We start from the raw sequence: 20,823 nt of genomic DNA on the forward strand, positions 1-20,823 counted from the left end.
TCGTGACGCTGTCAATCGCACTTTCTGGTTGCATGGAAGTTGCCAGCACCGAGTATGCAGACCGCAATCAAGCCGTCTCAAGGCAAGCAATCGGTGAATCCAAATGGTTGCCTTCATGGTTGCCAGAGGATGCAGTCAATATACGCGAGTCGCACGACATTGACACAAATGAATCGTGGCTGGTTTTCCGCCTGACCAGCGGGGCTCTTACTTTGCCCGAAGAATGTAGGCTGGTGAGCAGGCCGGAGGTGTCCGGCGCGCGAGTCATGCGGAGATTTCCACAGTTTGCTCGCAGCGCGTGGTCACGAGAATCAAGCTACTCCGGGATGTTCTATCTGTGCCCGGAGGGTGATGCTGGTCGCTGGGTCATGCGCGATGAAGAACAGGGCCTTGTTTACAGCCGAATAGCGCTACAAGTGGCCGGGCGGTCTCGCCTGGGAAGCGAAATGCGTGGCTGGCACTTGGCGATCTCCTTTCCCGGTGCCTGGTTCGCTACTTTCCGGCCGAGCGTCGAGGTCCGGCATGGGTCACATCGACCTCGTCACTGGCCATGTTCGCGAATGGGAAGGCGCTGTCTGAGCATTGCAGGTTCCGGCAGGTCCTGGGGCGCGTGGCCGTGGTGACGACTGTATGGGAGGGGTTCTGTGATATCGGCTCCATGGCCTATTGTGGCTGCAGCGCAGGCGGCGGGTGGAGGCGAATGGAAATGAAAGACAAAATGAGAGAAAGAGAGGCGCTGTCGCCAACTGGCTTCTATGACCAATACTATGCGGACAGTGGCCTGGATCAGGAAGTACAGCTCATACAACCGGAACGAAGTGGAACGGATGATTGAGCTGTTTTGCACGCAGCAGGAGCGGCTGGGTGTGTACGAAATCCTCAGGCAAGGAACCAATCGCCTGATCCATGAAGTGCTTAAACTCATCTAAAGATGCGCGAACGAACACCACCACAATACAGACACCAGGGTGCACAATCATTCCACTGAGACTTGTGAGCTAGGTCGCGGTGTCGGAGGGTAGACAGTGCTAGGCTCGCGCATCGAGGCATGTGAAAGCCTCGATGATTTGTTACAAGCTCTGGAGATGTCGCATGAAATGGAAGGTTCTAGGATGCTCCGCAGCACTTCTTGTATCCACCTGTGCTTTGGCGCAGGTGCCTGACGCTGACACGCAAGAAGGCAAGGAGATGCAGATTCAGATTCACAGCTATATGAGTGAACACCCCACGGTCTCGATAGACGAAGCAATCACGCGCCTAGCGGTACAAGGTGAGGTGATGTCGGATATTGAAGCGTTGCGTATCGAGTTCGCAGATCGTCTAACGGAGCTGTCGATAAAAGACGCGCCAGATCAACACATCTTGGTTCAACTCAAGGGGCCAGATCCAGTCGCGGATCGAACGATTACCACCGAGAGCGGGACGACCCGTGTGGTGTTCGAGGTTGGTCACAAGTACACCCAGGACGAATTTTACGCGCTCCTTGCTCAGCACAGACCTCTTCTTCACAGCGCCATACCAGGCATCACGGGGACGACTGGGTTCCCAGGCGAAGAACGGGTGCTGATTGACATAAACGGCGACAGCCGCCAAGCAGAAGAGTTGAAGGATACAATCAAGAAGCTTGAAAGAGTCACCGGTCTCAAGATTGAAGTCCGCCCCAACATGCCGAAGTCGGTCAACGCGGAGTATGTTGTTGGCGGCGCCCCCCTCCAATCCAACAATAGCTACTGCACCTCAGGATTTCCGGTTATTCATAAGGCCACTGGACGAAGGGGTATCACCACTGCGGCGCATTGCCCCGACAATCTAATCTATGGCAACTACGCAACCGGCGCAGGGAAGTACACCGTGCCGCTGACGTTCGTGGACCAGATCAATGATGCGAGCCACGACGTTCAGTGGCATACGGTGGGGTCACACACACCGCTACGGGAGGTGTATGCCACCTCCACTTCGGATTACAGTAGGCGCCGCATCATGTACATGTGGACCAACGCTACTCAAGGCCAGAGCATGTGCTTCAGAGGCGTCACCAGCCAATACACCTGCGGAACAGTCGTGAGCATCAAGCACAGGCCCGAGCTCGCATGCGGTCCAACCGGAAACCTTCCCTGCGCGGACGCGTGGATACGCATCGAAGGATCGTCGTTGGCGTGCGGATTTGGAGATAGCGGTGCCGCTATCTTCTTCGGAGACAATGGATACGGCATTGTCGCTAAAGCAAGCCTGAAAGACGGAAGTTGCAAGGGAGTCTCCGCAATGCCTTGGGGCGCAGTCAGCGCATTAGGGCTGGAGGCAGGCGGTTAGTCGCTACAACGAAACGTCCGGCTGAGGATGCTGGCTTTGCATCCTCAACCGGATATCCGCGATCGACTCTTTTTAATTGATTAAGTGAGCACGCCCGGTCCCTCTGGAGTTGAGGCGGTCAAATCGATGCTGGACGTGGTGAAGGAGAAGAATGTTAAGAAGCTGGGCGGGGTCTGATTCAAAGGTTAATCGTCCAGTGCTTCCTGGGTAGCCATCAGCCGCCAAGTGCATGCCGCGTGTCGAACTTTATTGGGGCGGCTCGTCGCTGGCGCGGTGGCGCTGTCTTGGGTTCTAGAATATCTCGATGTGCAGGGCGACGTTTGCGCGTGTCTCGTCGTGATTGCTTTAGATCCTCGGCTTTGTATGTTTCCCGCTACTGTCGCTGGAAGACGTTCTCCATCGATGCGTTGTCATGGCTGTTTCCTATCCGGCTCATGCTGCACAGGATGTCTGCTCGCGCAGAACGCTCTGCCAGTTTTACTGGGGGGAGAGCGAATTGAGTTCGCCAAGGTTGACGATAACGAGCCGAGACTCGCTGATCTTCTTGATCGTTGGAAGGCGGTCGGCTATCCGCTGTCCGGTCTGAAGTGTTTTCGTATCGAGACCAGCTCGACCGGAAGCGTCATTCTGATCTACGCCAGGACATGGCGGATCGAGCATCTGTCGATGGCGGATGCGGTGCCCTGAAGGACATTCCGTGCCCAGATTGCTCACCCCCGACGAGGTCTCCCTCATCCATAGGCTGCTGCCGGAGACGACCGAGCTGTCCGAACGGTTGTTGAAGGATCTGGCGCTCGCCCAGGTGGAGGACGTGGAGGTCGTCGGATTCGGGGGCGTGGTGTTCCTGTCCAGCACGACCCAACGCTTCGGAAGTGACATTGCCACGTCCATGCTCGCCGATGCCGACGGTGTGCCGGTGAGAGTCACCCTGTGCCTGGACAATCACGATCAGCTCTTCGAGCTGGAGCTGTGCAAAGTGGACTTCTCACCGATCATCGGGGTCGATCTGAGGAGCGCTTTCAGCGAGCACTGACACCTGCTGAAAGCGGTCCTCGCCGAAGGGCGCGGCGCATCGCGTTCACCCTTCGGGCTGCAAGCGCCCCACCGCCTGCGCGCACAACGACTGGCAGGCCATGACCAACCCTTCCATGACCCGGTCGCCCACGTACTGCCCGGGTTCGCCGTTCTGCCGGGTGCGTTCGGCCGCCAGCAGCATTTCCAGCACCACCCGCAACCCGGTCAACGCGCAATCGGCGTCGGCCAGGGCCAGGCAGCGCCCGGGCAGCTGATGCCGCTCCGGCCAGGGGTGACCGTCGGCCGCCGCACCGGAGCCGATGCGGTGGAGGTTGGCGATGAAGGTGTTCCTGTCCATGGCAGGCGCAGCCTGTGGCGAACCGTCGTCGCCGGCGGCGCTGCGGTAGGCGTGCAGATGCGGGAAGTCCGATTCGTTCATGGCGAGGCTCCGTGCAGGGCAATCGGTAGCCGCCACCCGAAAGGTGGCGGGCGGTACGTGGTTCGAATCCGGGTTGGCCTCAAGCCGGCGGGCGCGAACGCCCCCAACGCACCGCCCGCCATAGCCGGCAGACGGATTGCCAGCCGGCGCCACGCATGGTGACGCCGGCTGGCAAGCGCACTTACTCAAGGCCAACACGGGATTCGAAGCCCGGCCACCCTTTTCCGGTGGCACGCCATCTGAGCCCCTGGCGCTGTGCAATGCCAATCAGAAGAGTTGTAAACATCACTCGATTGGAGACGCTTTTGACATTGTCCTACGCTGTTAAGCCCCGCCAGTGCTGGCTGGCGTAGTGATCCGCCCGCAACGTGCAATCTGCGACATGTGTCCAGGTTGTCACGGCGAACGGGACGGGCGGGGCGGGCCTTTCACGACAGTCGGCGCCAATTCAGGCTGCGTGCCTCCCGGGTTGACGCTTTCAACGCCCCAGCGCACTCTGCGGGTTGGGGTCGACAACCCGTTCAGGGGCAGGGCTGCAGGGTGGTACCAGGAGGCGGAACAGCCATGAGCCAACTCACCGACAGTTTCGGACGCAGCTTTCCGTACCTGCGCTTGTCGCTCACCGAAGCCTGCAACTTCCGGTGCAGCTACTGCCTGCCCGACGGGTACCAGGCCGATGGCCACCCGCGTTTCCTGCAGGTGGAGGAGATCGGCCGCCTGGTGCGGGCCTTTGCGGCGTTGGGGATGAGCAAGATCCGCCTGACCGGTGGAGAGCCCAGCCTGCGCAAGGATCTGGACGAGATCATCGCCACCGTGGCGGCGGTGCCGGGCATCCGCAAGGTGGCCATCACCACCAATGGCACGCTGCTGCCGCGGCGCCTGCCGGGTTGGCACCGGGCAGGCCTGACTGCGCTGAACGTGAGCATGGACAGCCTGCAGCGCGAGCGTTTCCACACCATCACCGGCCACGACCGTCTGCCAGAGATCCAGCAGGGTCTTGCGCTGGCGCAGGCGCTGGGCCTTTCGGCAATCAAGCTCAACGCAGTGCTGCTGCGCGGCCTGAACGACGACGAGCTCCCGCAGTGGATGGAGTACCTGCGCGATCGCCCCTTCAGCGTGCGCTTCATCGAACTGATGCGTACCGGCGACAACGAAGCCTATTTCCAGCGCCACCACCTGCGCGCCGACGTGGTGATCGAGCAGCTGCTGGCCGCCGGATGGCGCGAACGCCCGCGCGTGGCCGATGCGGGCCCGGCGCGCGAGTTCAGCCACCCTGACCATCGCGGCAGCATTGGCATCATCGCCCCGTACTCGCGTGACTTCTGCAAGGGCTGCAACCGTTTGCGGGTGACCGCCAAGGGTGACCTGCGGCTGTGCCTGTTCGGCGAGTTCGGCGTGCCGCTGCGCCCGCTTCTGCAACGCGACGATGACCATGACGCGCTGCTGGCACGCATCACCACCCAGCTTGGCCTGAAAGCGGCCGGGCATGGACTGCACCAGGGCCAGACCGGGCTGACCCCGCACCTGGCCTCCATCGGAGGATGAGCAACACGATGAGTGGGGAATTGAATGCGGCCTTCCACATGGCCGATGTCCGTAACAAGCGCATCAGCCGCCGCCGTGCGGTGGCGGTGGGCGAGCTGCATGCCGGTCCAGTGGCCTATCCGCTGATCGTCGAGCGCCGCCTGCCCAAGGGCGATGCGCTGGTGATGGCCGAGATTGCCGGCCTGCAGGGCGCCAAGATGGCGTCGATGCTGATGCCGCTGTGCCATCCGTTGCCGCTGGAGCTGGTGCAGGTGTTCTGTGCGCCGGTGCCGGAACGGCAGGCGATCCGCGTGTGGTGCGAGTGCGCGAGCGAGGCGCGCACCGGCGTGGAGATGGAGGCACTGGCCGGCGTCAACGCGGCGTTGCTGACCCTGTACGACCTGAGCAAGCCGGTGGAGCCGGCCCTGCGCATCGAAGGCATCCGCCTGCTGTTCAAGGAAGGCGGCAAGCGCGGGGTCTGGCTGCACCCGGACGGCATGGACGAGGCCGAGCGTGCGCGTTTCAAGCCGCGTGCACCGAAGGGGTTGGAGGGTGCGGCCTGCGCGGTGATCACACTGAGTGATCGCGCCAGCGAGGGCAGTTATGAGGATGTGTCCGGCCCGACCCTGGTGACCGGCCTGAAAAAGCTGGGGGGCGAGGTGGTGGCCGCCGAGGTACTGCCCGATGGCATCGAGCCATTGGCGGGCCGCCTGCAGGCCTTGGCCGCCGAGGGCGTGCGCCTGTGCCTGTGTACCGGAGGTACCGGGCTGGGCCCGCGTGACCTGACCCCGGAGGCGCTGCGTTCCTTGAACGCGCGGCCGGTGCATGGCCTGGCGCAGATGGTGCGGGCACTCAGTGCACAGCACACGCCGATGGCCTGGCTGAGCCGCGCCGAGGTGGTGCAGCTGGGCAACATGCTGGTGTTCGCATTGCCCGGCAGCCCGAAGGCGGCGGCGCAGTGCCTGGACATCCTGGCGCCGGTACTGGGCCACGCCCTGGCGATGGTCGAGGGTGGTGGCCACTGATGATTGCCTACAGCGAAGCCTTGCAGCACCTGCTGGACGCGGCCACGCCGCTGCCGGCCGAGCGCCTGCCGCTGCATGAGGCCGGCGGCCGTACCCTGGCCAGTGACATCCACAGCGGGCAGTCGTTGCCGCCGTTCGACAATTCGGCGATGGACGGCTTCGCGCTGCGCGCCAACGGCGCGACGTTCGAAGCTGGTACCGAGTTCGCTGTGCAGGGCTGGCAGGCAGCCGGTGATGCCGGCGCCGAAGGCGGCGAGGGTGCCTGGGAAATCATGACCGGTGCGCGCATGCCGGCCGGGCTGGATACGGTGGTACCGGTCGAGAACGTGGAGATCCTCGCCAGCGAGGATGGCCGCCCGACCCGCATTGCCCTGAAGGCATTGGTGAAGCCGGGCCAGAACGTGCGCCTGCGTGGCGAGGATGTAAGCGACGGCGAGCGCGTGCTGCAGGCCGGGCAGGTGCTGGACATCAACGCGCGCACCCTGCTGCATGCCATCGGCGTGGGCGAGGTGGCGGTGATGGCGCGGCCAAAGGCGGCGGTGATTGCTACCGGCAAGGAGCTGGTGACCGAGGCGGCGCAGACGCTGGCATCCGGGCAGATTCGTGACAGCAACCGGCCGTATCTGGTCGGCCGCCTGCAGGCCGCCGGTGCCGAGGTGGTCTGGCAGGGCACGGTGGGCGATGAGGTGGCGGCGTTCAACGCGGTGCTGGATGAAGCGCTGGACGCGGGTGCTCAGCTGTTGATCAGCACCGGCGCGGTGTCGGCCGGCCGCTACGATTTCATTCCCGACGCGCTTCGCGGCCGGGGTGCGCGCATCGTGTTCCACAAGGTGGCAATCCGCCCGGGCAAGCCGTTGCTGTTTGCGGTGCTGCCCAATGGCGCGCTGTATTTCGGCCTGCCCGGCAACCCGGTGTCGGCTGCGGTGGGCCAGCGCTTCTTCGTCGAGCCGGTGCTGCGCCGCCTGCTGGGGCTGGCACCGGAGCCGGTGCTGACGTTGCCGCTGCAGGCCGACGTGCGCACGCCGCCGGGCCTGCGCTTCCACGCGCGGGCGCGGGTGGAAGTGGACGCGCAGGGCCGCCTGAGTGCGCGCGTGCTGGCCGGGCAGGAGTCGTTCCGTTTGATGTCCATGCTGCAGGCCAACGCCTGGGTGGTGCTGGAAGGCGAGGGCGGTCTGGCCCCTGCCGGCACGCCGGTGCGTGTGCAGGGCTGGGGTCATCAGGACCCGGTGCAGCTGGCGAGCCAGGAGCCGTAATGAGACAGGTGAATCTGCAGTTGTTCGGCGCGTTCTCCGATCTGGATGCCAGCCGCGAGATTGCCGTGGAGGTGGCCGGCGGCACCGTGGCCGATCTGCGCCAGGCGCTGCGCGAGCTGCTGCCGCTGCGTTGGCCGGGTTTCCGTGCCGGGCTGCTGGATTACTCGGCGTTCGCCGACCAGCAACGCGTGCTGCGCGACCACGAGGCGTTGCCCGACGATGGCCGGGTCGCGATCCTGCCGCCGGTGAGCGGGGGCTGAGCGATGAGCGAGACGATCATCGCGAAGGTGGTGGACCGCGCGCAGGCGGCGATTGATCCGGCCGAAGGCATCGCGGCGGTCTCCGATCCGGGCTTCGGCGGCATCGATGTGTTCATCGGCAAGGTGCGCGACGTCAATGTGGGCCGGCAGGTGACCGGGATCACCTACGACCTGTTCGAGCCGTTGGTGCTGAACGAGTTCAAGCGCCTGGCCGCCGAGGTCGAGGCCACGTTTGGTCCGAAGCTGAAGCTGTATGTGGCACACGCCAAGGGCCGGTTGGGCATCGGCGATGTGGCGGTGGTGGTGGCCGCCGGCAGCCCGCACCGTGACGAGGCGTTCCGCGCCTGCCGGCAGTTGATCGAGGTGGTGAAACACCAGTGCCCGATCTGGAAGCAGGAGCATTACGAGGACGGCGACAGCCAGTGGAGCGAAGGTTGCAGCCTGTGCCATGCGGACGATGAGCCTGCGCATGCGCACAGCCACAGCCCGTGACGCCAGTAGATCCACGCCATGCGTGGATAGCGCTCTCCCGGCGCACCCGGCCGACGCAGCCACGCATGGCGTGGCTCTACCATGAATGGAACCATCAACGGCATCGTGTTGGCCGGTGGCCTGTCGAGCAGGATGGGCCGCGACAAGGCAACGCTGCCGTGGCAGGGCCGCACCCTGCTGGAGCACATGCGGGGCCTGTTGACGCAGGCCGGCGCGCGCGAGGTCTGGATCAGCGGCAACTACCCGGCCTTCGGCGGCATCCCCGATCGTGTGCCCCGATGCGGGCCACTGGGCGGGCTCTACAGCGTGGCAATGCAGATGCCTGACGAGCCGGCATGGGTGGTGCCGGTGGACACGCCGCGGTTGAGCGCGGTACTGCTGCAGCGACTGTGCCTGGCAGGAGACACTCCCTGCGTGGTGTTTGCCGACGAACCATTGCCGATGCGGTTGCAGATCGATGATCATTGCCGCCGCGTGCTGCAGGAATTGATTGAAGATCCGAGGGCACGCCGTTCGCTGCGTGCCCTGCAGGAACGCCTGGGCGTGACCCGGTTGCCACTGGCGCCAGGGGATCAGGCGTTGCTGCTCAACTGCAATACCCCATCGGAATGGGAGTCCACCGCACCATGAAAGTCCAGCTGCAACAGCAATCGATGCGCCTGCGCGTGGATGAAGAGGAACTGGCGCGCCTGCTGGTCGGTGAGTCGGTGGAGAACCTGACCCGCTTTGGCGGCAGCGGTGGCTGGGGTGTGGCACTGTCGTTGCATGCCGGCGATCAGGCGGTGCTGCTCGATGGCGGTACGTTCTGCCGGCTGGTGCTGCCGCGCGAAGCCGTGGAGGCACTGGCGGCGCGCCTGCCGTGCCGTGAGGGTCTTGGCTTCGGCATCGCATTGGATGACGACAGCATGCTGCAACTCCAGTTCGACGTGGATGTGCGCGACAGCGTGCGGCAGCGCGGTGCGCAACGGCGTTCGAAGCCTGCGTCGGAGTAGGTGCATTGCGCAGGGGCGGGCGGCATGCTGTCGTATGATGGGGGCCTTCGTTCCTGCGTCGCTGCAATGCCCCTGAACCCCTCTGCTCCTTCTCCGCTGCGACCGGCCACGCCCAATCCTGCGGCGGCCGATGACGGTGATGCGCTGCATTTCTGCAGCACCTGCGCGTTCTCCGATGCCTGCACGTCGCAGGGCTATGACAAGACCGCGCTGGGCGAGCTGCATGTGCTGGTTGACCACATGGGGCCGTTCCAGGCCGGTGACTACCTGTTCCGTGCCGGTGATCCGTTCGATTCGATCGCCGCCGTGCGTGCCGGCATGGTCAAGACCTTTGTCGATGACAGCCAGGGCAACGAGCAGGTGCTGGGCTTCAACCTGCCCGGTGAAGTGATCGGGCTCAATGCCATCCACGGTGCGCGCTTTCCCTGCAATGCCGTGGCGCTGGACACGGTCTATCTGTGTCGCATCTCCTTCCCGCGATTGAGCCTGCTGGCCACCCGCATGCCGGGGTTGCAGGCACGGCTGTTCAGCCTGCTCAGTGCCGAGATCGGCAAGGTCGCTACGTTGGCCGCCAACCATCGCACCGAGGAGCGCATGGCGGCGTTTCTGCTGGATCTTTCCGAGCGCTATGCCCGGCGCGGATTCTCGGCCACCCGCTTCAACCTGAGCATGGCCCGTACCGAGATTGCCAACTACCTGCGGATGGCGCCGGAGACGGTGAGCCGGGTGCTGCGCCGGTTGAGCGACGAGGGTGTGATTGCGGTGAACCAACGTGAGATGCTGTTGCTGCAACCCGAGCGGCTGGCGGAACTGGCCGTGACCCGGGAACCCGGACTGGACTGATCAGACAACCAAAGGGCCGACCATGAAGCGAGTGGGGCTGTTGTTGCTCGGAATGCTGGCTGCAGTTCCGGCCTGGGCGGCCGACCTGACGGTGTCGGCGGCGTCGAGCCTGACCGAGAGCTTCCGTGAACTGGGCGCGGCCTACGAGAAGGCGCACCCGGGCACCAAGGTCGACTTCAACTTTGCCGCGTCTGGCGTACTGCTGCAGCAGATCAGCCGCGGTGCACCGGTGGATGTATTCGCCTCGGCCGACGAAACCACGATGGACCAGGCGCAGCAGCAGGATCTGCTGGCCGCCGGTAGCCGCGAGGTGTTCGCGGTGAATGCGCTGTGGGTGGTGGTGCCACCGCAGGCCAAGGTGGCGCCGCGTACCTTGAAGGACCTCGCCGGTGCTGGTGTGCAGCGCATCGCGCTGGGCAACCCGGACAGCGTGCCGGTAGGCCGCTATGCCAAGGGAGCACTGGAAGCGGCGGGCCTGTGGCCGTCGGTGCAGGGCAAGGCCATCACCACGCAGAACGTGCGCCAGTCGTTGGACTACGTGGCACGCGGTGAAGTGGATGCCGGCTTCGTCTATGCCACCGATGCGCAGGCGATGCCCAACCGCGTGCGCCGTGCCTTCGCGGTGCCGGTGGCAGGGCGCATTGCCTATCCGCTGGCCGTGATCAAGGCCAGCCCACAGCAAGCGGAAGCCAGGCGCTTCACCGCCTTCGTGCGCTCGGCTCAGGGCCAGGCGATCCTGGCCAAACACGGGTTCGGCAAGCCCTGAGGCATGGATCTGGACTGGAGCGCGCTGGGGTTGTCGCTGAAGGTGGCCGGTTGGGCCACCGCGATCAACCTGGTGCTGGGCGTAGCACTGGGCGCCCTGCTGGCGCGTCGGCGCTTTCCCGGCCGCGAGCTGCTGGATTCGCTGCTGACCCTGCCGATGGTGCTGCCACCGACGGTGCTGGGTTACTACCTGTTGGTACTGATCGGTCGCAACGGCCCTATCGGGGCGTGGCTGCAATCGTGGTTCGGCATCAACCTGGTGTTCACCTGGCAGGCGGCGGTGATCGCTGCGGCGGTGGCCTCGCTGCCGTTGGTGTTCAAGCCGGCACGCGCGGCGTTCGAGGAAGTGGACGGGCAGCTGGAGCAGGCCGCACGCACGCTGGGTGTGTCCGAAGTGGCGGTGTTTTTCCGCATCACGCTGCCACTGGCGTGGCGCGGCATCCTCGCCGGCCTGCTGCTGGCGTTTGCGCGCGCGATGGGCGAGTTCGGTGCGACGCTGATGGTGGCCGGCAGCATTCCGGGCCGGACGCAGACGTTGTCGATCGCCATCTACGAGGCGGTACAGGCCGGCCAGGACGGCAAGGCCAATGCGCTGGTGATCCTGACCTCGGTGGTCTGCATCGTGATCCTGTTGCTGGCCGCGCGGCTGGTGGGCGGGCGTCGCCGGGAGCTGCGCGATGTGGCTTGAACTGCAGGTACAGCGCCGCCTGCAGGCGGCCGCCCAGGATTTCGTGTTGGACGTATCGCTGCAGTGCACGCAGCAGCAGGTGGTGTTGTCTGGTCCGTCCGGTTCCGGAAAGAGCCTGACCCTGAAAGCGGTGGCCGGGTTGCTGCGGCCACGCCAGGGCCATGTGCGCCTGCAGGGACAGACCCTGTTCGATGCGGCCACCGGCGTGGATCTACCGCCGCAGCGCCGCCGGATAGGCTATGTGTTCCAGGACTACGCATTGTTCCCGCACCTGAGCGTGCGCCAGAACGTGGCATTCGGTCTGGAGAAGGGGTGGTTGAATCCGCGGATCGGCCGGCGCATCGATGCGGTGGAACAATGGCTGCAGGCGTTCCGTATCGACACGGTGGGTGATCTGCTGCCCTCGCAGGTGTCCGGTGGCCAGCGCCAGCGCACGGCGTTGGCACGTGCGCTGGTGACGCAGCCGCAGGCGCTGTTGCTGGATGAGCCGTTCTCCGCGTTGGATCATGACCTGCGCCAGCATCTGCGCCAGGAGCTGGAGACCGTGCTGGACCGGACCGGAATCCCGTTGCTGTTGATCAGCCACGACCCGCAGGACGTGGCGATGTTCGGCCAGCAGGTGGCGCGCGTGGTGGACGGCCGTATCGTCGGGGGGTGACCCGGCACCTGTAGAGCCGAGCCCCTGCGCGGCGGCGCGTCCCCCCCACACAGCCCCGCCGGGGGGGGGCGGGGAAAGGTGCACCCGGGAAACAACGGCGGGGGGTCCCCGGGCACGTGTAGCGCCGAGCCCATGCTCGGCTGCTCTACCGCCAACAGCAGCCGAGCATGGGCTCGGCTCTACAGGATCAACGGATCAATACAGTTCACAGTGCGTGCGGCCTTCGCTCCGCAGCGCGTCCCAATGCCCTTCGCCACCGATGGCATCGATGGCCTCGCGCACCGCGCTTTCCAGGTGGCTCTTGTTGCCGCACAGGTACAGATGCCCACCGCGGGCCAGGACGCCGCGCACTTCGCTGGCACGCTGCTGCAGCACATGCTGCACATAGACCTTGTCGGCACCATCGCGCGAGAACGCGGTGTGCAGGCCGGCCAGCACGCCACGCGCGTGCCAGTCCTGCAACTGGTCGCGATACAGGTAATCGTGCTGGCGGTGCTTCTCGCCGAACACCAGGTGCACTTCACGTTCGCAGGCGTTGGCCTGCAGTTCCTGCATCAGGCCCATCAAGGGCGCGATGCCGGTGCCGGTGCCGACCAGCAGCAGCGGTACCTGGCCGGTGTCGGGCAGGTGGAAGCCAGGGTTGGAGCGGCAGTACACATGGGCATGGTCGCCGCCATGCAGCAGGCTGCCGGTGGCAGTGCCGAAGCGCGCGCGGCCGCGCAGGGTGTAGCGCACTTCGCGCACGCACAGGCTCAGCTGGTCCTCGCGCGGGTGCGAGGCAATGGAATAGGCGCGCGGCAGCCGCGGCGACAGCAGTTCACGCAGTCGGGCCAGCGGCACGCTGTCCGGAGTAGCGTGGTCCTGCAGCACGTCCAGCAGGTCCAGGCCGTGCAGGTAGGCGTCCAGCTCGCGCTTCTGGCTGACCCTCAACAGGCCCTTCAGTATATCGCTGCCACCCAGCTTGGCCAGTTCGCGCAGCACACCCTTGCTCAGCAGGCGCAGCTCGCGGTCATGCAGCAGGACCATGGTTTCATCGTCGCCGTACCAGCAGGCCAGCGCCTGCAGCAGCATCGGATCGTTCTCCGGCACCACGTGCAGGGTGTCGCCCGCGCGGTAGGCCATGCCACTGCCGGCAATATCCAGCTGCAGGTGCCACGCCGCCGGGTCGCTGCTGTTCAAACGGCGACGTTCGAGAATGGGGGCGGCAAACGCATTGTCCTCGCCATAGGCGGTGACCTGCAGGCGCAAGTCCTGGCCGGCGCTGAGGTCGCCGTCCAGCACCTGGCCGAGCACCGGCTGCCATTGCTGGAAGAACTGCTCGTAGCCCAGGTCAGCGTCCACGCGCTGCAGCAGCGGCTGCGCCTGGCGCTCACTCAGCGCAGCATCCAGCGCCTTGGTGAAGCCACAGAAGCTGGGGTAGGCGGTGTCACCAAGGCCAAACACCGCATAGCGCAGGCCGCTCAGCGTCGGGGTCTGGCGCAGTGTTTCGAAGAACTGCTCGCCGTTGGCCGGCGGCTCGCCATCGCCGAACGAGCTGGAGATCGCCAGCAGCACATCGCCGTGGCCGAGACTGGCCACGTCGATGTCGTTGAACGGGAGCACCTGCGGCGCGTGCGGCTGCAGGTCCGCGCCCAGGCGCTGGGCCAGAGCGCGGGCATTGCCCGACTCGGACGCGAAACCCACCAGCAGGCGGCTGAAGGGCGCACTGGTCGGGAGGGCGTTCACGCGGCCTCGTAGAAGTCGTCGAACTTTTCCTTGCTGAACTCGACCAGGTCGTAGTTCTGCATCAGGTCGTTCACCACGCGGCGGATGCTGATATAGGAGGTGATGTTGCCGTCGGCGTCGAACAGCGGCTGCACCGTGGTGTCGACCACGTAGAGCACGCCGCCCTTGCCGAGGTTGGGCACGATGCCGGTCCAGGTCTTGCCGGCCTTGATGGTGTCCCACATGTCCTTGTAGACCGCCTTGGGCACATCCGGGTGGCGCACGATGCTGTGCGGCTGGCCGATCAGCTCCTCGCGGGCGAAGCCGGTGAGCGTGCAGAACAGGTCGTTGGCGTAGGTGATGTTGCCCTGCAGGTCGGTGGTGGAGATCACCATGACGTTCTGCATGGCGTTCAGCAGCTGGGCGTTGTCGGGGGTGTAGCTCATCGCAGGGTCCTTATGGATGCCGGTAGCGCCGGCGTGTTCGGGTCCTGCATAGAGATACGCCCGCACGGCGGCGGGCGGTTTGACATTGGTCAAGCGGGGGGCGCGAAGGGCTGCGACGGGGTGTCGCAGGGAGGTTCTCTGTAGAGCCGAGCCCATGCTCGGCTTATGCGGCAAACGGGATTGCCAGTAGCCGAGCGTGGGCTCGGCTCTACAGAAAGGGCAAGGTGTCAGCCCATCAGATAGCGCAGCACACCCGCCGAGACTACGCCGATCAGCACCGTCGGCAGCATCGACAGCCGCGTGGCGGCCAGCAGGGTGATCGCCAGTGCGGCCAGGTCGGCGGGCTTGTCAGCGACGAAGTCCGGGGCGATCACCGAGATCAGCACGCAGCCCGGCGCGGCTTCCATCACCGTCACGGCGCGTTTGCTCAATGTGCGGTTGCGCAGCGCGAGGAAACCGACAATGCGGGTCAGGTAGGTGGCGGTGGCCATCAGCACGATGGTCAGCACCGAGGTCCAGTGGATCAGTCCGTTGAAGATCATGCCGCGTCCTCCGCCAGCAGCCAGGCGGCCGCCAGGCCGGCCAATGCGCCGCTGGCTACGTACCAGGCGCCCGGAATCAGCAGATAGGTGGCAGCGGCCACCACCAGGCTCACCAGCCACGGCCGCGCGGCCTTCACGCCCTGCCACATGCCGCGCAGTAGCACCAGGAACACGGCGGGGAAGGCCATGTCGAAGCCATAGGCGTGGATGTCGCCCAGCATCGGTCCGACGATCGCGCCCAGCGCGGTACAGGCTACCCACACCGTATACAGGCCTGCCGATACGCCCAGGTAGTAGGCCAGGCTGAAGCCAAGTGCGCGGCGTCGCGCATCGGCCACGCCCATCGCCCAGCTTTCATCGCACATGAAGAACAGGGCCGGCAGCACGCGGCGTCGTGGCAGGTGCTGCAGCAGCGGGGCCAGGCTGGCGCCCATCAGCAGGTGGCGGCTGTTGACCAGTGCGGTGATGGCCACGATCAGTGCAATGTGCGGTGGCGAGGTCCACAGTTCGACGGCGGCGAACTCTGAGCCGCCAGCGAAGTTGAGGCCGGTCATCAGCGGCACTTCCAGTGCGCTCAGGCCTTTCTGGGCGGCCTGGGCGCCAAGTACCAGGGCGAAGGGAATGAAGCCGATCATCACCGGCACGGCGGCGCGCAGGCCGCGCAGGAATTCGGCACGCGGCGGGGTATCGCAGGTGTCGGGCAGGGGGAGGGTGGTACGGGCGTCCATGGAACGGCACAACGAGGTGGGGGTGGCCCATGCTAGCGGTCCAATCGCGAAATCGGGTTGCGTTGATGCCACTTGATTCTTGATGATTGATATTTCATGCGGCCATAAGTCAAAGGGGTGAAATCCCATGCAGTACCAGCTCGACAATCTGGATCGTCGCATCCTCGACGCCCTGCAGCGCGACGGCCGCCTGCAGAACCTGGAACTGGCCCGCCAGGTCGGGCTGTCGCCGTCGGCCTGCCTGCGCCGGGTGCGGTTGCTGGAGGAGGGCGGCTACATCGACCGCTATGTGGCTTTGTTGAACGAGGCCAAGGTGGGCCGCGGCTTCACCGTGTTCGTGCGGGTGTGGCTGCGCGGGCAGGACGAGGACACCACCAATCACTTCATCAACAGCATCAAGTCTTTCCCGGAAGTGCTTGAATGCCATCTGATGGCTGGTGACTGCGATTTCCTGCTGCGGGTGGCGGTGGCCGACCTTGATGCCTACCGGCAGTTCCAGATGCAGCACCTGAACCGGATTGCCGGGGTGCAGAACACCAAGACCGAGATTCCGATGCAGCGGATCAAGCAGACGACCCAGCTGCCGCTTTGAGAGGTACGGCCGGGTTGCACCCGGCACCCGCGGTAGTGCCGGCCGCTGGCCGGCAACCTCAGGAGCAACAGCCGAAGCAACAGCCGGCTTGGCGCGGGATGGCGTGGTGGGTCCGGCTGCAGGGGACGCCGTAAACCCGTCCATGGGGGCTTGGCCGCGGCATCCATGCCGCGGACACCCCTGCAACCGGCCCCACCCCGCCTTCGACAGATTTCCGCGATCTGCCGGAACGGCATGGGGCGACACGCTCTGATCGGCACGGGGTCGGATCCCGTTGCTGCGCAACGGGCTCTGACCCCACGCCCGAATGACGTGGTCTGTTCGATCCATTGATTCCTGATTCGTGACCGGCTCCAGCGAACCTGACCCGTCCGTTGGCAGTGCGCGGCAGTCATCGCAATGACATGTGCTCCCGATACGGTTTGATCCGCTTGCAGCTGCTGTCGCTGCCGAGGGTCATGTGTTCGACGTCAGGGGGCTGAATGGACACCATGCGATCAGAACGTGGAGGCTGGCCATCGCCGGATGGCTGCTGCTGGCCTTTGCCGCGGCAGCCCAGGACGGTGTCCATGCCTACGACATCCCCGCGCAGCCGCTGGAACAGGCGGTCGAGCGCTTCAGCGTCATCAGCGGCTGGTCGGTGATGTACCCGGGCGAGCTTGCCGCGGGCCGCAACAGTCACGCGCTTCGCGAAAGCCTTGCGCCGCTGCCGGCCTTGCAGGTTCTGTTGCAAGATTCCGGCATCAAGGCCGAGGTGATCGGCGAACAGCGGGTGGTGCTGCGTCGGAGCACGTCCTCGACGGCCGAACCCGGCGTTGGCGCGGAACTTCCCGATACCGAGCGGCGCCGTCGCTACGCTGGCCTGCAGCAACGCCTGCGCGCTGCGTTCTGTGACGATCCCGACCTGGCTCCAGGTCGCTATGCCGCGACCCTGCGTTTCAGCGTTGCCAGTGACGGCCAGGTGCATTCCCCTGAACTGCTTTCCGGCAGTGGCAATGCCGGTCGCGATGCGCGCCTGCTGCAGGCGCTGCAGGCACTGACGGTGGCAGCCGATGCCGCCGCGCTGCCGCAGCCGGTGACGCTGCAGATCCGCCCTTCCGGCACCGAGCACGACTGTGGCCGGCGCTCGCCCCTTCCATGATTTCAAGGATTCGAACATGAGCAACGGTACGGCTGGGGCAGTTGACCTGATGGACCACCTTCTGGGCGCCTATGACGAGCTGAAGCGCAGGCTGGTGCGCAAGCTGGGTTCGGAGGAGCTGGCCGGCGATGCGCTGCAGGACACCTGGATGCGCCTGAGTGCGCGCCGTGACCGCCTGGATGCGGTGCAGAATCCGGCGGCCTACCTGCTGCGCATGGCGATGAACACCGTGATTGATCGCCAACGTGCTGACCACCGGTTGCTCAGCCTGGAAGAAGTGGACACGCTGATGGACATGGCCGATCCGTCACCGGGCCCAGCACAGGCGGCCGAGCTGGACTTCGCGCTGGAAGACATGGTCGGGCTGCTGCAGCGCATGCCCGAGCGCCGTCGCCGCATCCTGCTGGCAATCCGCGTCGACGGCCTGCAGCAGCGCGACGTGGCCGATCACCTCGGTGTATCGCTGCGGCTGGTGCAGCGCGAGCTGAAGGCGGCCCAGGACTACCTTGCCGAGCGCAGTGGGCAGGGGCGCCAGGTGCGGTTCTGAGCGGCGGCATCCGTCTACACTTTGACGCCGAGCAGAACCCCGCAGCGTGCGGGTCCGGCATGAGTCCCCATGGATCCTGACGATCGCCCGCAACGCCCGCTGGATGCCGTCGAGCGGCAGGCCCACGCGTGGGTGGTGCGGTTGACCTCGGGCGAGGCCACCGCCGCCGATGGGGACAGGTTCCGCGCGTGGTGTGAGGCCGACCCGCGCCATCGTGAGGCGTTCGGCCGTGCGCGCCGACAATGGGAGCAGGTACGCCTGGCGGGCGAGCAGTTGCCTGCAGAGGCACGGCAGCCTGTCGCGCCGACGCCGACCCAGCGCTGGAGCCGCCGTGCCTTCCTCGGTGCTGCCATCGCGGCGCCGGCCAGCCTGGTGGTGGTGGCGGCGATCCGCCCGCCGCTGGGGTTGTGGCCATCGGTGACGGCGATGGCGGCCGATTTCCATACCGGAACCGGTGAACGGCTGCAGATCGCGCCTTCGCCGCAGCTGAAGATCGAACTGGATACGCAGAGCAGCCTGCGCCGGCGGGCGGATGCAAAGGGCGCAGGCTTCGAGCTGGTGCAGGGCCAGGCCGCGATCGAAACCGGGTCTGGCCTGCGCCTGGCGCTGTTCGCCGGGGCGGGCTGCGTGATTGCCGATGAAGGTGCGGTGCGCCTGGACGTACGCAACACCCTGGGCCAGGTGCGGGTGACCTGCCTGCACGGTAGTGCGCGCATCGAGCACCCGCAGGGCCGGCTGCAGCTGCAGGCCGGCCAGCAGACCCGGTACGACGAGCGCCTCAGTGGCGTGGTGGCTGAGGCCGTGGCCTCGGACGTGAGTGCCTGGACCGAAGGCATGCTGGTGTTCCGCCGCGCACCGCTGCGCGAGGTGGTCGACGAGATCAATCGTTACCGCCGCGGAAAAGTGTTGCTGGGCGAATCGGCGCTGGCACGTGCCCCGGTGAGCGGCCGCTTCCGCATCGATGATCCGGATGCGGCGCTGGAGCAGCTGCGACTGACGATGTCGCTGGATCTGCGTCGCTTTCCGGGTGGCATCGCCGTCCTTGGGTAGATGAAGACGCTGGCCGTGCGCACCGCGCAGGGCTGTTGCAAGCAAGGAGAGGCCAAGGATGCGCAACGAGACCATCGGCGTGCTGGATCTGCGCCGCAATCTGTCGGCGCTGCTGGAAACCACGCAGCGACGCCCCTTGATGGTGCATCGCTATGGCTCGCCGTGGGTGTGCGTGGTGTCCGACGCGCAGTGGCAGCAACAGGCTGTGCTGCTGGACTTCGATCCGCAATCGCATCCGTTGGCGATGCTGCTGCGGCTGCAGCAGCAGCTGTTGCCGTTGTCTGAAAGCGGGGCACTGCCACCTGCGGCGCTTGCGCGCGCGTTGCTGCTGATGGACATGCATGGCGTTGACGATCTCGTGCAGCTGCACGAGCAGGTGCTGCACCACCGGCTGTGGCACTGGTTCGTGGCAGGCAGCCACGGCGTGATGGAGGGCTGGCAGCTGCCGGCGCTGCGCGTCGCGGTGGCATCATGGTGCGATGACGTGGACATGACCGATGCATGGGTTGCATTCGCTGCGCGCAGCGACGTGGCGATGTTGGCCCGCCGCTGCGGCGGTGACGCGCCACGCCTGCAGCGTGAAGCCTGCAAGCGGATGGCGCTGCGATGACGTTGCCGATGAAGCACTAACCAGCGCACAGAGTCACGTTCCCGGTGTCGCTTCACCTGCCTTGCTGACGTCTTCTCCAGAGTACGACGCACTACGCGTCGCGGAGCATGGGCGACGCAGATGGCAGAAAGTCGCAGGATCAGCATGCTGGAGCTGGATCGCCACCTGAGCCAGTCGCTGGAGCAGGCGCGGCACGCCCCCCTGAACGTGCAGCGCTATGGACGTTCATGGGTCTGGGTGCTGTCCAGTGATGCGTGGGCGGACGCGGCGCGCTGGGCTGCGCTGGACAGCAGTGCGCACCCGCTGCTGGCGCTGCGCAGGGCGCTCGACCTGCAGTTGCGGCCGTGGCCCGAAGCGGCCATGGGCGCGCTGCCGCTTGACGCGGGCGATGCGCGGCTGCTGCAACGTGCGGCCCTGCTGGTGGTCGTGCGTGATCTCAGCGGCGCGCAGCGCGTGTACGACGACCTGCGCTACCACCAGGCATACAGGATGTTCATTGGCCTCGACCACGGTACCGCGTGGTCGCCGATGCAGTGCGTGCGCCTGCTGCAGGCGTGCGTGCATCCGCTGCTGCGGGCGTGCATCGACGAAACGCTAGCCAGTGTGCCGCCGCAACTGATCGAGGCGGCACGGGTGCGGGCTGCACGTGCGTCTCCTCTGGCGCCAGCGCAGCGAATTGCAGGCGGATGTTTATCGTACTGACACATGCACCGCTGACCATGGCGCAGCGGTCTCTTCCAGGATGACGAGGGCGGAACAATGGCAAGGCAGGTTCGCGGTCGCAGGGCTCGGCAGCAGGGCTTCAGCCTGATCGAGATCATGGTGGTGGTGGTGATCATCGGCATCCTCGCCGCGTTGATCGTACCGCGGTTGATGGATCGCCCTGACCAGGCACGCGTGGTCGCGGCGCGACAGGACATCGCGGCGCTGATGCAGGCGTTGAAGTTGTTCAAGCTCGACAATGGGCGCTATCCCAGCGCCGAGCAAGGGCTGCAGGCACTGGTGAAGCCCCCGCAGGGCAGTGGTGCGATGCCGGTCACGCCCTATCTGGACCGCCTCCCGAATGATCCGTGGGGCCATCCTTACCAATACCAGATTCCCGGCACCCACGGCGACATCGATGTGTTCTCGCTGGGTGCGGACGGCAAGCCCGGGGGCGACGCCGGGAACGCGGACATCGGCTCCTGGCAGTTGTGAGGC

The 20,823-nt window shown here is 65.7% G+C and carries 26 protein-coding genes; 20 read left to right on the forward strand and 6 right to left on the reverse strand.

What is annotated here, in order from left to right:
* Window positions 1-800: 800 nt before the first annotated feature.
* Window positions 801-980 (reverse strand): hypothetical protein, encoded by a 180-nt coding sequence (locus tag V3B41_RS01265; protein WP_152906546.1) that lies wholly within the window; start codon window positions 978-980, stop codon window positions 801-803.
* A gap of 112 nt (window positions 981-1,092) precedes the next feature.
* Between V3B41_RS01265 and V3B41_RS01270 the strand changes: the two genes are divergently transcribed.
* Window positions 1,093-2,310, forward strand: coding sequence for a S1 family peptidase (locus V3B41_RS01270; protein ID WP_065428059.1), 1,218 nt, complete (start codon window positions 1,093-1,095; stop codon window positions 2,308-2,310).
* A 697-nt stretch (window positions 2,311-3,007) separates the two neighbouring features.
* A complete protein-coding gene (locus V3B41_RS01275; protein WP_329859722.1) occupies window positions 3,008-3,343 on the forward strand; it encodes a hypothetical protein in 336 nt (111 codons plus the stop codon).
* A gap of 45 nt (window positions 3,344-3,388) precedes the next feature.
* Here V3B41_RS01275 and V3B41_RS01280 read toward each other — a convergent pair whose 3' ends face one another.
* A complete protein-coding gene (locus V3B41_RS01280) occupies window positions 3,389-3,763 on the reverse strand; it encodes a hypothetical protein (RefSeq protein WP_049426757.1) in 375 nt (124 codons plus the stop codon).
* A 564-nt stretch (window positions 3,764-4,327) separates the two neighbouring features.
* Between V3B41_RS01280 and moaA the strand changes: the two genes are divergently transcribed.
* The 11 genes from moaA (at window position 4,328) to V3B41_RS01335 (ending at window position 12,263) form a co-directional block, all read left to right on the forward strand.
* Window positions 4,328-5,308, forward strand: coding sequence for a GTP 3',8-cyclase MoaA (gene moaA, locus V3B41_RS01285; protein WP_100443831.1), 981 nt, complete (start codon window positions 4,328-4,330; stop codon window positions 5,306-5,308).
* Between the two features lie 8 nt (window positions 5,309-5,316).
* Window positions 5,317-6,312, forward strand: a complete 996-nt coding sequence (gene moaCB / locus V3B41_RS01290) for a bifunctional molybdenum cofactor biosynthesis protein MoaC/MoaB (RefSeq protein WP_100443832.1) — start codon at window positions 5,317-5,319, stop codon at window positions 6,310-6,312.
* A complete protein-coding gene (glp, locus tag V3B41_RS01295) occupies window positions 6,312-7,565 on the forward strand; it encodes a gephyrin-like molybdotransferase Glp (protein ID WP_197633123.1) in 1,254 nt (417 codons plus the stop codon). The genes moaCB and glp overlap by 1 nt, the downstream gene beginning before the upstream one ends.
* On the forward strand, window positions 7,565-7,825 hold the full coding sequence (locus V3B41_RS01300) for a MoaD/ThiS family protein (RefSeq protein ID WP_005413671.1): 261 nt from the start codon (window positions 7,565-7,567) through the stop codon (window positions 7,823-7,825). The genes glp and V3B41_RS01300 overlap by 1 nt, the downstream gene beginning before the upstream one ends.
* Before the next feature lie 3 nt (window positions 7,826-7,828).
* Window positions 7,829-8,317: a molybdenum cofactor biosynthesis protein MoaE gene (locus V3B41_RS01305; RefSeq protein WP_197633124.1), complete on the forward strand. Its 489-nt coding sequence runs from the start codon at window positions 7,829-7,831 to the stop codon at window positions 8,315-8,317.
* Window positions 8,318-8,398: 81 nt separating this feature from the next.
* Window positions 8,399-8,947, forward strand: a complete 549-nt coding sequence (locus V3B41_RS01310) for a molybdenum cofactor guanylyltransferase (protein WP_049432823.1) — start codon at window positions 8,399-8,401, stop codon at window positions 8,945-8,947.
* Window positions 8,944-9,309: a hypothetical protein gene (locus tag V3B41_RS01315; RefSeq protein ID WP_049432820.1), complete on the forward strand. Its 366-nt coding sequence runs from the start codon at window positions 8,944-8,946 to the stop codon at window positions 9,307-9,309. Before V3B41_RS01310 ends, V3B41_RS01315 begins: the two co-directional genes overlap by 4 nt.
* A 66-nt stretch (window positions 9,310-9,375) precedes the next feature.
* On the forward strand, window positions 9,376-10,152 hold the full coding sequence (locus V3B41_RS01320) for a helix-turn-helix domain-containing protein (protein WP_049432817.1): 777 nt from the start codon (window positions 9,376-9,378) through the stop codon (window positions 10,150-10,152).
* A gap of 22 nt (window positions 10,153-10,174) precedes the next feature.
* A complete protein-coding gene (gene modA / locus V3B41_RS01325) occupies window positions 10,175-10,918 on the forward strand; it encodes a molybdate ABC transporter substrate-binding protein (RefSeq protein ID WP_329859728.1) in 744 nt (247 codons plus the stop codon).
* A gap of 3 nt (window positions 10,919-10,921) precedes the next feature.
* Complete coding sequence (gene modB, locus V3B41_RS01330) at window positions 10,922-11,605, forward strand: molybdate ABC transporter permease subunit (RefSeq protein ID WP_065196410.1); 684 nt, start codon at window positions 10,922-10,924, stop codon at window positions 11,603-11,605.
* On the forward strand, window positions 11,595-12,263 hold the full coding sequence (locus tag V3B41_RS01335; protein WP_197633128.1) for an ATP-binding cassette domain-containing protein: 669 nt from the start codon (window positions 11,595-11,597) through the stop codon (window positions 12,261-12,263). Before modB ends, V3B41_RS01335 begins: the two co-directional genes overlap by 11 nt.
* 195 nt (window positions 12,264-12,458) lie before the next feature.
* On the opposite strand, the gene V3B41_RS01340 is transcribed toward V3B41_RS01335, so the two are convergent.
* From V3B41_RS01340 to V3B41_RS01355, 4 genes are all read right to left on the reverse strand, one after another.
* Window positions 12,459-13,988 carry a sulfite reductase flavoprotein subunit alpha gene (locus V3B41_RS01340; RefSeq protein ID WP_049429304.1) on the reverse strand — a complete coding sequence of 510 codons (1,530 nt, stop codon included), beginning with the start codon at window positions 13,986-13,988 and terminating at the stop codon, window positions 12,459-12,461.
* Complete coding sequence (locus V3B41_RS01345; RefSeq protein WP_005409905.1) at window positions 13,985-14,413, reverse strand: PAS sensor domain-containing protein; 429 nt, start codon at window positions 14,411-14,413, stop codon at window positions 13,985-13,987. The genes V3B41_RS01340 and V3B41_RS01345 overlap by 4 nt, the downstream gene beginning before the upstream one ends.
* Before the next feature lie 227 nt (window positions 14,414-14,640).
* Window positions 14,641-14,955 (reverse strand): AzlD family protein, encoded by a 315-nt coding sequence (locus V3B41_RS01350; RefSeq protein WP_197633800.1) that lies wholly within the window; start codon window positions 14,953-14,955, stop codon window positions 14,641-14,643.
* Entirely contained in the window at window positions 14,952-15,683 is a 732-nt protein-coding gene (locus tag V3B41_RS01355; protein ID WP_197633801.1) for an AzlC family ABC transporter permease, read from the reverse strand. The genes V3B41_RS01350 and V3B41_RS01355 overlap by 4 nt, the downstream gene beginning before the upstream one ends.
* Before the next feature lie 127 nt (window positions 15,684-15,810).
* On the opposite strand from V3B41_RS01355, the gene V3B41_RS01360 reads away from it, so the two are divergent.
* The 7 genes from V3B41_RS01360 (at window position 15,811) to gspG (ending at window position 20,820) form a co-directional block, all read left to right on the forward strand.
* A complete protein-coding gene (locus V3B41_RS01360; RefSeq protein ID WP_005409896.1) occupies window positions 15,811-16,275 on the forward strand; it encodes an Lrp/AsnC family transcriptional regulator in 465 nt (154 codons plus the stop codon).
* Between the two features lie 460 nt (window positions 16,276-16,735).
* A complete protein-coding gene (locus V3B41_RS01365; RefSeq protein ID WP_197633740.1) occupies window positions 16,736-17,416 on the forward strand; it encodes a TonB C-terminal domain-containing protein in 681 nt (226 codons plus the stop codon).
* Window positions 17,417-17,432: 16 nt separating this feature from the next.
* Window positions 17,433-17,963 carry a sigma-70 family RNA polymerase sigma factor gene (locus V3B41_RS01370; RefSeq protein ID WP_049431529.1) on the forward strand — a complete coding sequence of 177 codons (531 nt, stop codon included), beginning with the start codon at window positions 17,433-17,435 and terminating at the stop codon, window positions 17,961-17,963.
* Window positions 17,964-18,032: 69 nt separating this feature from the next.
* On the forward strand, window positions 18,033-19,013 hold the full coding sequence (locus V3B41_RS01375) for a DUF4880 domain-containing protein (RefSeq protein ID WP_197633742.1): 981 nt from the start codon (window positions 18,033-18,035) through the stop codon (window positions 19,011-19,013).
* 58 nt (window positions 19,014-19,071) lie between these two features.
* Complete coding sequence (locus tag V3B41_RS01380) at window positions 19,072-19,623, forward strand: hypothetical protein (RefSeq protein ID WP_049431535.1); 552 nt, start codon at window positions 19,072-19,074, stop codon at window positions 19,621-19,623.
* Window positions 19,624-19,767: 144 nt separating this feature from the next.
* Window positions 19,768-20,325 carry a hypothetical protein gene (locus V3B41_RS01385; RefSeq protein WP_238378699.1) on the forward strand — a complete coding sequence of 186 codons (558 nt, stop codon included), beginning with the start codon at window positions 19,768-19,770 and terminating at the stop codon, window positions 20,323-20,325.
* 57 nt (window positions 20,326-20,382) lie between these two features.
* Window positions 20,383-20,820: a type II secretion system major pseudopilin GspG gene (gene gspG / locus V3B41_RS01390; protein ID WP_049431540.1), complete on the forward strand. Its 438-nt coding sequence runs from the start codon at window positions 20,383-20,385 to the stop codon at window positions 20,818-20,820.
* Window positions 20,821-20,823: the final 3 nt, after the last annotated feature.

The sequence above is a fragment of the Stenotrophomonas sp. SMYL89 genome (assembly GCF_036319985.1).
Taxonomy (GTDB): domain Bacteria; phylum Pseudomonadota; class Gammaproteobacteria; order Xanthomonadales; family Xanthomonadaceae; genus Stenotrophomonas; species Stenotrophomonas maltophilia_Q.